This window comes from Pseudomonas sp. IAC-BECa141, from assembly GCF_020544405.1.
GTDB lineage: Bacteria > Pseudomonadota > Gammaproteobacteria > Pseudomonadales > Pseudomonadaceae > Aquipseudomonas.
Map to the genome: position 1 here is coordinate 4,240,984 of NZ_CP065410.1, position 11,788 is coordinate 4,252,771.

Genomic DNA, 11,788 nt, shown 5'->3' on the forward strand with positions numbered 1-11,788 from the left:
GGCGGGTGACAGTCGCGCTCTGTGGCGCTTGTGGGCTTTATCGCTTCCGTGACAGGATTAGTCAATTTTCAATAACTTATCTTTACTATTAGCGTGGCTACTACATGACTTCTTCCGCTAATCCCTGGGTCGGACGGCGTTTTCTCAATGATCGGCTGGACTGGAACCTGCTTCGCACCTATCTGGTGATCGGGCAAGAAGGCAGCATGAGCCGCGCCGCCGCCCGATTGCACATCACCCAATCGGCGGTCAGTCAGGCATTGAAACGTCTCGAAGAACAACTGGATTGTGTGCTGATTGCGCGCAGCGGACGGCGCTTTGATCTGACGGAAACCGGGGAAGAAGTCCTGCGAATTGCGACGGATATCTACGGTGACATCTCCCGTTTGGGCACCGTGGTCGAGAACCGCCATGACGACGTGGTGGGCAAGATCCGTATCCTCACCGTCAGTGGTGTCCAGGCGCGGCATTACGATGAGTTTCTTGCGGACTTCCACGAGACTCATCCAAAAATCGAGCTGGAAGTCGAGGTGATGGGCAGTTCGAACATCATCAGTTCGCTGCTGCAGAAGACCGCTACGGTGGGAGTGGGATTGTGTCGTTTACCGCAGCCGAGGCTGGAACAACGGGTTTTGTTTCGTGAGCGCTATGCGTACTTTTGCGGGCAGCGCCATCGACTGTTCGGGCAGCAGAATCTGACGCTGGAGCAATTGGCGGCGGAGAACTTTGTCAGCTTCACCAGCGATCAGCTCGGCGGCAATCTTTCACCGTTGACGCTGTTTCGTGACCAGCAAGGATTTACCGGCAAGATCGTCGCTTCCTCCACCAGTTTCGAAGAGATTTATCGTTTGATCTGCGCAGGGTTCGGGATTGGTTGTCTGCCGACCCACCTGGTACGAAGGGATGTCGAACAAGGTTTGCTATGGCGCTTGCCGCCGGAAGACGGAGTGGTGGATTTCGATATCCAGCTGCTGTGGAATCGCGAACAGAAGATGACCCAGGCGGAAACGGTGTTCCTCGACAGCTTCCAGCACATGCTCAGCTTGCGTGAGCCTGTGCTGTGAAGCTGCGATGGATTACACGTGGGGATCGCCCGGCGCCTTGGTCGGCGCAGCGTATTGAGGTTTGAGGTGGCCGTCCTGATCGAGTAGCCAGGCGTCCATGATCTGCCGCACCACGGGGCCTGCGACTCGACCACCGGCCTCGCCGTTTTCGATCATCACCGAAATCGCGATTTTCGGATGCTCGGCCGGGGCAAAACCGACGAACAAGGCGTTGTCACGATGGCGCTCAAGGGTTTTCTCGCGGTTGTAGCGCTCGCCCTGCTTGATCGCCACCACTTGCGCCGTACCACTCTTGCCGGCGATGCGGTATTGCGCGCCGGCCGCCGCCGCACGTGCGATACCTCGGGCGTCGTGCATCACCATCTGCATACCGTGGTTGACCTGGTCCCAGTCACGCGGATCCTTGAGCAGGATGTTCGGCATCGGGTGTTCGTCCACCGGCGCCACACCGTCGACGGTCTTGGCCAGGTGCGGACGGTTCCAGATGCCCTTGTTGGCAATCAGCGCAGTGGCTTGAGCCAGTTGCAGCGGCGTGACTTGCATGTAGCCCTGGCCGATGCCGAGGATCACGGTTTCGCCGGGGAACCAGGCTTGCCGACGCGTGGCGCGCTTCCAGGCCTGGGACGGCATCAGACCGGGCGACTCCTCGAACATGTCGAGCGAGACTTTCTCGCCGAGGCCGAACATCGCCATGTAGTCATGCAGGCGGTCGATGCCGAGCTTGTGCGCCAGGTCGTAGAAGTAAGTGTCGTTGGAGCGCATGATCGCTGCATCCATGTCCACCCAGCCATCGCCACTGTGGTTCCAGTTGCGGTACTTATGATCGAAGTCCGGCAGTTGGTAATAGCCAGGATCGAAGACCCGGGTTTGTGGCGTGACGACACCGGCGTCAAGGCCAGCGATGGCCACCTCCGGCTTGATCGTCGAACCGGGCGCGTACAGGCCTCGCAGCACGCGGTTGAACAGCGGACGGTCGATCGAGTCACGCAGCGCGGAATATTCCTTGGAGCTGATACCGGTCACGAACAGATTGGGGTCGAAGCTCGGGTTGCTGACCATGGCCAGCACTTCGCCGGTCGACGGGTCCAGCGCAACCACTGAGCCCCGACGGTCGCCCAATGCGGCTTCGGCGGCTTCTTGGAGCTTGATATCAAGGCTGAGGACGATGTTTTTGCCGGGTATCGGGTCGGTGTGTTTCAGGACCCGCAGAACGCGGCCTTGAGCATTGGTCTCCACTTCCTCGTAACCGACGTGGCCGTGCAGTTGTGGCTCGTAGAAGCGTTCGACACCGGTCTTGCCGATCGATTGGGTGCCACGGTATTCGACGGAATCGAGGGTCTTGGATTCTTTCTCGTTGATGCGGCCGACGTAGCCAATCGAGTGTGCGAAGTGTGCGCCCAGTGGATAGTTACGAACGAATTGCGGCTCGACATCCAGGCCTGGCAGACGGAACTCGTTGACTGCCAGCACGGCGATTTGTTCTTCGGTCAGTTCATAGAACAGCGTTACGGGTGTAAACGGATGGCGCGACTGCTTCATGGCCTTGTCGAAGACTGTTCGGTCTTCGGGTGGCAGGTGCAGGAGGCTAATGACCTCGTCCAGCTCCTGGTTGACGTCAGTCGCACGTTCTCTTGTGATCGTCAGGTTATAGCTGGGACGGTTATCGGCCAGCAACACGCCATTGCGATCGTAGATCAGGCCACGTGTCGGCGGGATCGGCAGGACATGGACGCGGTTGTTTTCGGAGATGGTCGAGTGATAGTCGAACTCGACGACTTGCAGGATGTACAGGCGCACAACCAGGGCGCAACTGACGGCGAAGACGAACAAGGCACAGGCGATCAGGCGTTTGTTGACCAGTCGTGTCTCTTTTTCGTGATCCTTGATAGGGATGGGTTCGGGCATTTCTGCAGCCACTCTTTGACAAAAATGAGCGCCGATCCTTGGGCGTGACATCAGTCCGTTAAAAAACGAGCTGCACCATACCAAAAACCGGGCGGTCATTTCAGAGGGATTTCCCCAATGGTTGCTGTTACGACGGTCGAGCACTTTCCTGCGGGCAAAACAAAACCCCAACTGCTTTCGCAATTGGGGTTTCGGAATTTAATCTTGACGATGACCTACTCTCACATGGGGAAACCCCACACTACCATCGGCGATGCATCGTTTCACTTCTGAGTTCGGGATGGGATCAGGTGGTTCCAACGCTCTATGGTCGTCAAGAAATTCGGGTACTGACTCGTGACCAGACGGCCTCGCTTCAGCAAATTGGGTATGTGACAGCTTTCGGTGTTTTGTGAGCGTCGAACTTTCGGTTCATTGCGTCTTCACACACCGCAATCTGGTCTCTTTCGAGTCAACAGATTGCTTGGGTGTTATATGGTCAAGCCTCACGGGCAATTAGTATTGGTTAGCTCAACGCCTCACAGCGCTTACACACCCAACCTATCAACGTCGTAGTCTTCGACGGCCCTTCAGGGAACTCAAGGTTCCAGTGAGATCTCATCTTGAGGCAAGTTTCCCGCTTAGATGCTTTCAGCGGTTATCTTTCCCGAACATAGCTACCCGGCAATGCCACTGGCGTGACAACCGGAACACCAGAGGTTCGTCCACTCCGGTCCTCTCGTACTAGGAGCAGCCCCTCTCAAATCTCAAACGTCCACGGCAGATAGGGACCGAACTGTCTCACGACGTTCTAAACCCAGCTCGCGTACCACTTTAAATGGCGAACAGCCATACCCTTGGGACCGGCTTCAGCCCCAGGATGTGATGAGCCGACATCGAGGTGCCAAACACCGCCGTCGATATGAACTCTTGGGCGGTATCAGCCTGTTATCCCCGGAGTACCTTTTATCCGTTGAGCGATGGCCCTTCCATACAGAACCACCGGATCACTAAGACCTACTTTCGTACCTGCTCGACGTGTCTGTCTCGCAGTCAAGCGCGCTTTTGCCTTTATACTCTACGACCGATTTCCGACCGGTCTGAGCGCACCTTCGTACTCCTCCGTTACTCTTTAGGAGGAGACCGCCCCAGTCAAACTACCCACCATACACTGTCCTCGATCCGGATAACGGACCTGAGTTAGAACCTCAAAGTTGCCAGGGTGGTATTTCAAGGATGGCTCCACGCGAACTGGCGTCCACGCTTCAAAGCCTCCCACCTATCCTACACAAGCAAATTCAAAGTCCAGTGCAAAGCTATAGTAAAGGTTCACGGGGTCTTTCCGTCTAGCCGCGGATACACTGCATCTTCACAGCGATTTCAATTTCACTGAGTCTCGGGTGGAGACAGCGCCGCCATCGTTACGCCATTCGTGCAGGTCGGAACTTACCCGACAAGGAATTTCGCTACCTTAGGACCGTTATAGTTACGGCCGCCGTTTACCGGGGCTTCGATCAAGAGCTTCGCGTTAGCTAACCCCATCAATTAACCTTCCGGCACCGGGCAGGCGTCACACCCTATACGTCCACTTTCGTGTTTGCAGAGTGCTGTGTTTTTAATAAACAGTCGCAGCGGCCTGGTATCTTCGACCGGCGTGGGCTTACGCAGCAAGTGCTTCACCCTCACCGGCGCACCTTCTCCCGAAGTTACGGTGCCATTTTGCCTAGTTCCTTCACCCGAGTTCTCTCAAGCGCCTTGGTATTCTCTACCCAACCACCTGTGTCGGTTTGGGGTACGGTTCCTGGTTATCTGAAGCTTAGAAGCTTTTCTTGGAAGCATGGCATCAACCACTTCGTCGCCTAAAGGCAACTCGTCATCAGCTCTCGGCCTTGAAACCCCGGATTTACCTAAGATTTCAGCCTACCACCTTAAACTTGGACAACCAACGCCAAGCTGGCCTAGCCTTCTCCGTCCCTCCATCGCAATAACCAGAAGTACAGGAATATTAACCTGTTTTCCATCGACTACGCTTTTCAGCCTCGCCTTAGGGACCGACTAACCCTGCGTCGATTAACGTTGCGCAGGAAACCTTGGTCTTTCGGCGTGGGTGTTTTTCACACCCATTGTCGTTACTCATGTCAGCATTCGCACTTCTGATACCTCCAGCAAGCTTCTCAACTCACCTTCACAGGCTTACAGAACGCTCCTCTACCGCATCACTTGCGTGATACCCGTAGCTTCGGTGTATGGTTTGAGCCCCGTTACATCTTCCGCGCAGGCCGACTCGACTAGTGAGCTATTACGCTTTCTTTAAAGGGTGGCTGCTTCTAAGCCAACCTCCTAGCTGTCTAAGCCTTCCCACATCGTTTCCCACTTAACCATAACTTTGGGACCTTAGCTGACGGTCTGGGTTGTTTCCCTTTTCACGACGGACGTTAGCACCCGCCGTGTGTCTCCCATGCTCGGCACTTGTAGGTATTCGGAGTTTGCATCGGTTTGGTAAGTCGGGATGACCCCCTAGCCGAAACAGTGCTCTACCCCCTACAGTGATACATGAGGCGCTACCTAAATAGCTTTCGAGGAGAACCAGCTATCTCCGAGCTTGATTAGCCTTTCACTCCGATCCACAGGTCATCCGCTAACTTTTCAACGGTAGTCGGTTCGGTCCTCCAGTCAGTGTTACCTAACCTTCAACCTGCCCATGGATAGATCGCCCGGTTTCGGGTCTATTCCCAGCGACTAGACGCCCTATTAAGACTCGCTTTCGCTACGCCTCCCCTATTCGGTTAAGCTCGCCACTGAAAATAAGTCGCTGACCCATTATACAAAAGGTACGCAGTCACAGAACAACGTCTGCTCCCACTGCTTGTACGCATACGGTTTCAGGATCTATTTCACTCCCCTCTCCGGGGTTCTTTTCGCCTTTCCCTCACGGTACTAGTTCACTATCGGTCAGTCAGTAGTATTTAGCCTTGGAGGATGGTCCCCCCATATTCAGACAAAGTTTCTCGTGCTCCGTCCTACTCGATTTCATGACTAAGAGACTTTCGCGTACAGGGCTATCACCCACTATGGCCGCACTTTCCAGAGCGTTCCGCTAATCTCAAAGCCACTTAAGGGCTAGTCCCCGTTCGCTCGCCACTACTAAGGGAATCTCGGTTGATTTCTTTTCCTCAGGGTACTTAGATGTTTCAGTTCCCCTGGTTCGCTTCTTGCACCTATGTATTCAGTACAAGATAACCATCTTATGATGGCTGGGTTCCCCCATTCAGACATCTCCGGATCAAAGTCTGTTTGCCGACTCCCCGAAGCTTTTCGCAGGCTACCACGTCTTTCATCGCCTCTGACTGCCAAGGCATCCACCGTATGCGCTTCTTCACTTGACCATATAACCCCAAGCAATCTGGTTATACTGTGAAGACGACATTCGCCGAAAATTCGAATTTCTCAACTAAGAGAACTCACAAATTTTACCTTAGCCTGATCACCACCAGTGAAAGTGGATCTCAGTCTATCTTTCTATCACATACCCAAATTTTTAAAGAACGATCTAATCAAAAGACTAGAAATCAATATTCAAATCGAATATTCATTTCTAAACTCTCAAACTTCGAAGCAGTTTATGGTGGAGCCAAGCGGGATCGAACCGCTGACCTCCTGCGTGCAAGGCAGGCGCTCTCCCAGCTGAGCTATGGCCCCATAACAAAATTGGTGGGTCTGGGCAGATTCGAACTGCCGACCTCACCCTTATCAGGGGTGCGCTCTAACCAACTGAGCTACAGACCCAATTTCGAGCTTGTAACTGTTAGCTCAGAGCTATCAGCTTGGAGCTTAAAGCTGCTTCTATCGTCTTCTTCAATGAATCAAGCAATTCGTGTGGGAGCTTATGAAGCAGCTGATGTCGTCGATTAAGGAGGTGATCCAGCCGCAGGTTCCCCTACGGCTACCTTGTTACGACTTCACCCCAGTCATGAATCACACCGTGGTAACCGTCCTCCCGAAGGTTAGACTAGCTACTTCTGGTGCAACCCACTCCCATGGTGTGACGGGCGGTGTGTACAAGGCCCGGGAACGTATTCACCGCGACATTCTGATTCGCGATTACTAGCGATTCCGACTTCACGCAGTCGAGTTGCAGACTGCGATCCGGACTACGATCGGTTTTATGGGATTAGCTCCACCTCGCGGCTTGGCAACCCTTTGTACCGACCATTGTAGCACGTGTGTAGCCCAGGCCGTAAGGGCCATGATGACTTGACGTCATCCCCACCTTCCTCCGGTTTGTCACCGGCAGTCTCCTTAGAGTGCCCACCATAACGTGCTGGTAACTAAGGACAAGGGTTGCGCTCGTTACGGGACTTAACCCAACATCTCACGACACGAGCTGACGACAGCCATGCAGCACCTGTCTCAATATTCCCGAAGGCACCAATCCATCTCTGGAAAGTTCATTGGATGTCAAGGCCTGGTAAGGTTCTTCGCGTTGCTTCGAATTAAACCACATGCTCCACCGCTTGTGCGGGCCCCCGTCAATTCATTTGAGTTTTAACCTTGCGGCCGTACTCCCCAGGCGGTCAACTTAATGCGTTAGCTGCGCCACTAAGAGCTCAAGGCTCCCAACGGCTAGTTGACATCGTTTACGGCGTGGACTACCAGGGTATCTAATCCTGTTTGCTCCCCACGCTTTCGCACCTCAGTGTCAGTATCAGTCCAGGTGGTCGCCTTCGCCACTGGTGTTCCTTCCTATATCTACGCATTTCACCGCTACACAGGAAATTCCACCACCCTCTACCATACTCTAGCTCGCCAGTTTTGGATGCAGTTCCCAGGTTGAGCCCGGGGATTTCACATCCAACTTAACGAACCACCTACGCGCGCTTTACGCCCAGTAATTCCGATTAACGCTTGCACCCTCTGTATTACCGCGGCTGCTGGCACAGAGTTAGCCGGTGCTTATTCTGTCGGTAACGTCAAAATTGCAGAGTATTAATCTACAACCCTTCCTCCCAACTTAAAGTGCTTTACAATCCGAAGACCTTCTTCACACACGCGGCATGGCTGGATCAGGCTTTCGCCCATTGTCCAATATTCCCCACTGCTGCCTCCCGTAGGAGTCTGGACCGTGTCTCAGTTCCAGTGTGACTGATCATCCTCTCAGACCAGTTACGGATCGTCGCCTTGGTGAGCCATTACCTCACCAACTAGCTAATCCGACCTAGGCTCATCTGATAGCGCAAGGCCCGAAGGTCCCCTGCTTTCTCCCGTAGGACGTATGCGGTATTAGCGTTCCTTTCGAAACGTTGTCCCCCACTACCAGGCAGATTCCTAGGCATTACTCACCCGTCCGCCGCTGAATCAAGGAGCAAGCTCCCTTCATCCGCTCGACTTGCATGTGTTAGGCCTGCCGCCAGCGTTCAATCTGAGCCATGATCAAACTCTTCAGTTCAAACATCTTTGGGTTTTTAAGAAACCCTAAACTTGGCTCAGCAATCGTTGGTTACATCTTTGATTTCTCGCGGAGTAACTTGTGATGCTGATAATCTTGTTGACTATCAGTCTGACTCCACAAGCACCCACACGAATTGCTTGATTCAGTTGTTAAAGAGCGGTTGGTTAAGATCTTTCGTCTCAACCGAGGCGCGCATTCTACAGCAGCCTCATTTACTGTCAAGTGATTATTTACAGAAGTTTTTGAAGATTTCTTCAACAACTTCAACCACTTGCGCTTCCGATCTCTCGTTAGCGGGAGGCGAATTCTACAGCGTTACACGCTGCTGTCAACACCTCTTTTTCTTCGCTTTCGACCGAGAAGATCAAATCGCTGAAAGCGCCCAACAAACCGGCATTTCCAACGCCTTCCAGGCTTCGATGAACTGAAGCGGCCCGCCTTCGAAACTTACTAAATCATTGAATTTAAAGGAGTTTTCCGTTTCGACTGCGCCGGAAGTGGGGCGAATTATAGAGACTCAGAATCTGCCGTCAACACTTAATTTGAGTTTTCTATCAACCTTAGGAAAACGTCGCTTCTATATAGACGCGAACGCAGTGAGTGCGCACTATATTGCCCAATACACCAGCTACCTTCTCGGATGATGCCTCGCAAATGAACGACCAACCCCGCAGCCTTGCCTCAACCCTGTTCCCGGTTGGCCTTCTATTAATAGCCATGGCATCAATCCAGTCCGGCGCCTCGCTGGCGAAAAGCATGTTCCCCATCGTTGGCGCTCAAGGCACGACAACTCTGCGCCTTATCTTCGCCAGCATCATCATGCTGTTACTGCTCAAACCCTGGAGAGCGAAGCTGACGGCAAAGTCGCTACGCACAGTGATTGTCTACGGGATGGCCCTGGGCGGCATGAACTTCCTGTTCTATATGTCATTGCGCACTGTTCCGCTCGGCATCGCCGTCGCCCTGGAGTTCACTGGCCCGCTGGCAGTCGCCATCTATGCCTCACGTCGCGCGATCGATTTTCTTTGGATAGTTCTGGCGGCCATCGGATTGCTGTTACTGATACCGACCAGCGCCACCGAAGCGGGTATCGATCTGATCGGTGCAGGTTATGCGCTGGGAGCCGGCGTTTGCTGGGCACTGTACATTCTGTTCGGTCAAAAGGCCGGCGCAGATAACGGCGTGACTACTGCGGCGCTTGGCGTGATGATCGCAGCCCTGTTCGTCGCCCCCATCGGCATCGTCCATGCCGGAAGCGCACTGCTGACACCCGCATTGATCCCGATCGCGATCGGGGTCGCGATCTTGTCCACAGCCCTTCCCTACACACTGGAAATGATCGCTCTCACCCGCATGCCCGCCCGCACCTTCGGCACGCTTATGAGCATCGAACCGGCCTTTGGCGCACTGTCGGGCCTGCTATTCCTTCAGGAATACCTTTCTTTGTCACAATGGATGGCGATCCTGTGCATTATTCTGGCCTCCGTCGGTGCGACCATGACTATGGGCAGCACTGCCAAACCCGCGATCGCGGCAGATTGAAACGGGATTGAACGAAGATCTGGCATTTGGCGCTCATTTAGGCCATGTTTAGCCTCGCAACCCAATGCCAGACATGGATTTTTTCGGATAGGGACATCAGAACGCTTCAAGCGAGAGCGCATACAGGCAGACCCGAGCGCCAGACTCGAGGCCGCCATAAGGACGGTAATGAAACGAATTTTGATACTGATCGCCATACTCGCCATTGCAGGCTGTGCGGCGACGTCGAAAACCCAGGTCAAGCATGGCAAGAAGGGGCTGCACATCAACTGTTCGGGGCTATCCTCCTCTTGGGACAAGTGCTACACCAGCGCCGCAAACTCTTGTGCACCGAAAGGCTATAAGGTCATCGCAAAATCAGGTGATGCCGTGGAGGAGCCGGGTGATTACCCCTTCGGCCTCAATCCTGCCGGTTACACCAGCCGCAGCATGATCGTCATCTGCAAATAGGCCGCCACTATTGCGCTCGCGTAGCGGCGAGCTGGTTCCCGATCTCTTCATGACAGGAACTCAGCACCCGCTGCTGAATTTTTGGCGACGCCAGCATACGCGCCACCACCAGCGCCCCGACACATTGCGACAGAATCGCCCAGGCCAGGCTGTCGCTTTCCAGAATCTGCGCCCAACTTTCCTGAAGCTTACAAATCCACAGTTCGGCCTGTTCTCGCACAACAACATCCGATCGCGCAATCTCGGCGCCCAGTGCAGGCAATGCGCAGCCCAGCTCAGGTTGCTCGACATGAGCCATGTTCAGATACAGTTTCAGGCATCGCTCCAGCCGTTCCCGATCTTGCGGACCCTGCCCGCCCAAGCGTTCCAGACTCTGGCACAACTCGCGCTCGACGATAGCCGCAAACAACGCGTCCTTGGACGAGAAGTGGCTGTAGAACGCCGCTCCACTCAGGCCGATCGCCTTCATCAGTCCATCGACACCCATTGATGAGAACCCGTTTCTTTTCGCAGAAAGCGAACTGCTTTGCAGGAGTTTCTCTTTCGTTTCCAGCTTGTGACCGGCGGAGTACCGCATGTGTTTGTCCCCACAATTGAGTGCCTTGACGCTCAGCGGATCCTAGCATAACGTTCGTTCACTTAACGATCGTTTACTAAAGGGATCCACCCATGAATAACAAGAAGGTCGTATTGGTTGTCGGTGCAGGTGATGCCACAGGTGGCGCCATCGCCAAGCGCTTCGCCAAGGAAGGTTTCATCGCTTGCGTCACGCGCCGCAGCGCCGACAAATTGCAGCCGTTGGTGGAAGCCATTCAGGCGGACGGCGGGGAAGCCCACGGGTTTGCCTGCGATGCACGTCAGGAAGAAGACGTGATAGCGCTGATCGTAGATATCGAAACCCGCCTGGGCCCGATTGAAGCATTCGTTTTCAACATCGGCGCCAACGTTCCTTGCAGCATCCTCGAAGAAACCGCCCGCAAGTATTTCAAGATCTGGGAAATGGCCTGTTTTTCCGGATTCCTCAATGCCCGCGAAGTCGCCAAACGGATGGTGACCCGTAACCGTGGCACCATCCTGTTCACCGGCGCGACTGCAGGATTGCGCGGTGCCTCAGGCTTTGCCGCATTCGCCGGGGCCAAGCACGGTATTCGGGCTCTGGCACAGAGCATGGCCAGGGAGCTTGGCCCGATGAACATCCACGTCGCCCATGTCGTGGTCGACGGCGCCATCGATACCGACTTCATCCGCGACAACTTCCCCGACAAATACGCCACCAAGGATCAGGACGGTATTCTCAATCCCGACCATATCGCCGAGAACTATTGGTATCTGCATAGCCAACCCCGGGACGCCTGGACGTTCGAACTGGATCTGCGTCCATGGAATGAGCGCTGGTAAT

General features: G+C 54.3%; 6 protein-coding genes, 2 tRNA genes and 3 rRNA genes. 4 read left to right on the forward strand and 7 right to left on the reverse strand.

All coding sequences use genetic code 11. The features are described from left to right. Positions 1-104 precede the first annotated feature (104 nt). Positions 105-1,064: a LysR family transcriptional regulator gene (locus I5961_RS19330; RefSeq protein ID WP_085700540.1), complete on the forward strand. Its 960-nt coding sequence runs from the start codon at positions 105-107 to the stop codon at positions 1,062-1,064. Between the two features lie 12 nt (positions 1,065-1,076). Here the strand turns inward: I5961_RS19330 and mrdA are convergent, their stop codons facing one another. The 6 genes from mrdA to I5961_RS19360 form a co-directional block, all read right to left on the reverse strand. After that, on the reverse strand, positions 1,077-2,969 hold the full coding sequence (gene mrdA / locus I5961_RS19335) for a penicillin-binding protein 2 (RefSeq protein ID WP_085700541.1): 1,893 nt from the start codon (positions 2,967-2,969) through the stop codon (positions 1,077-1,079). Positions 2,970-3,171: 202 nt separating this feature from the next. Then, a 5S ribosomal RNA gene (gene rrf / locus I5961_RS19340) occupies positions 3,172-3,287 on the reverse strand. A 156-nt stretch (positions 3,288-3,443) separates the two neighbouring features. Further along, positions 3,444-6,334: ribosomal RNA gene (locus I5961_RS19345) — 23S ribosomal RNA — on the reverse strand. Between the two features lie 237 nt (positions 6,335-6,571). Beyond that, a tRNA-Ala gene (locus I5961_RS19350) sits at positions 6,572-6,647 on the reverse strand. A gap of 10 nt (positions 6,648-6,657) precedes the next feature. Then, positions 6,658-6,734: transfer RNA gene (locus I5961_RS19355), tRNA-Ile, on the reverse strand. Between the two features lie 123 nt (positions 6,735-6,857). After that, positions 6,858-8,394: ribosomal RNA gene (locus I5961_RS19360) — 16S ribosomal RNA — on the reverse strand. Together the 16S, 23S and 5S rRNA genes with 2 tRNA genes alongside form the textbook arrangement of a ribosomal RNA operon. Positions 8,395-9,051: 657 nt before the next feature. Between I5961_RS19360 and rhtA the strand changes: the two genes are divergently transcribed. Both rhtA and I5961_RS19370 read left to right on the forward strand, forming a co-directional pair. Further along, positions 9,052-9,939 carry a threonine/homoserine exporter RhtA gene (rhtA, locus tag I5961_RS19365; protein WP_227233083.1) on the forward strand — a complete coding sequence of 296 codons (888 nt, stop codon included), beginning with the start codon at positions 9,052-9,054 and terminating at the stop codon, positions 9,937-9,939. 168 nt (positions 9,940-10,107) lie between these two features. Then, positions 10,108-10,389, forward strand: a complete 282-nt coding sequence (locus tag I5961_RS19370) for a hypothetical protein (RefSeq protein ID WP_085700151.1) — start codon at positions 10,108-10,110, stop codon at positions 10,387-10,389. Between the two features lie 7 nt (positions 10,390-10,396). Here I5961_RS19370 and I5961_RS19375 read toward each other — a convergent pair whose 3' ends face one another. Continuing rightward, entirely contained in the window at positions 10,397-10,966 is a 570-nt protein-coding gene (locus tag I5961_RS19375) for a TetR/AcrR family transcriptional regulator (RefSeq protein WP_085700150.1), read from the reverse strand. 92 nt (positions 10,967-11,058) lie between these two features. Between I5961_RS19375 and I5961_RS19380 the strand changes: the two genes are divergently transcribed. Continuing rightward, complete coding sequence (locus tag I5961_RS19380) at positions 11,059-11,787, forward strand: SDR family oxidoreductase (protein ID WP_227233085.1); 729 nt, start codon at positions 11,059-11,061, stop codon at positions 11,785-11,787. Position 11,788: the final 1 nt, after the last annotated feature.

What these genes read in the sequence shown, in the direction of transcription:
- I5961_RS19330 (WP_085700540.1), top strand. Translation starts at nt 105, where the DNA reads ATGACTTCTTCCGCTAATCCCTGGGTCGGACGGCGTTTTCTCAATGAT.
- mrdA (WP_085700541.1), bottom strand. Translation starts at nt 2,969, where the DNA reads ATGCCCGAACCCATCCCTATCAAGGATCACGAAAAAGAGACACGACTG.
- I5961_RS19380 (WP_227233085.1), top strand. Translation starts at nt 11,059, where the DNA reads ATGAATAACAAGAAGGTCGTATTGGTTGTCGGTGCAGGTGATGCCACA.
- I5961_RS19375 (WP_085700150.1), bottom strand. Translation starts at nt 10,966, where the DNA reads ATGCGGTACTCCGCCGGTCACAAGCTGGAAACGAAAGAGAAACTCCTG.
- I5961_RS19370 (WP_085700151.1), top strand. Translation starts at nt 10,108, where the DNA reads ATGAAACGAATTTTGATACTGATCGCCATACTCGCCATTGCAGGCTGT.
- rhtA (WP_227233083.1), top strand. Translation starts at nt 9,052, where the DNA reads ATGAACGACCAACCCCGCAGCCTTGCCTCAACCCTGTTCCCGGTTGGC.